The organism is Vibrio crassostreae 9ZC13 (assembly GCF_000272045.2).
Taxonomy (GTDB): domain Bacteria; phylum Pseudomonadota; class Gammaproteobacteria; order Enterobacterales; family Vibrionaceae; genus Vibrio; species Vibrio crassostreae_C.
Genome location: NZ_AJYZ02000027.1, coordinates 1 through 266, shown reverse-complemented (window position 1 = coordinate 266; position 266 = coordinate 1). Strand labels below are relative to the sequence as shown.

The following is a 266-nucleotide window of genomic DNA, read 5'->3' as shown; positions in this document are numbered from 1 at the left end:
CTTGCGACATACGGATTAACAGTCCGCCGTTCTACCAACTGAACTAAAGGGGAATTATTTGTGTCAACATCAGGTCTATAAAGACCATTATTTGTTAAGCACCAAATAATGGTGCCTCGAGGCGGAATCGAACCACCGACACGCGGATTTTCAATCCGCTGCTCTACCGACTGAGCTATCGAGGCAAAAGAATGGTGCCGACTACCGGAGTCGAACTGGTGACCTACTGATTACAAGTCAGTTGCTCTACCTACTGAGCTAAGTCG

1 tRNA gene is annotated in these 266 nt (G+C 47.4%); it reads right to left on the bottom strand.

Features of this window, described 5'->3' with window-relative positions:
- Window positions 1-109: 109 nt before the first annotated feature.
- Window positions 110-185, bottom strand: a tRNA-Phe gene (locus A136_RS10760).
- Window positions 186-266 lie beyond the last annotated feature (81 nt).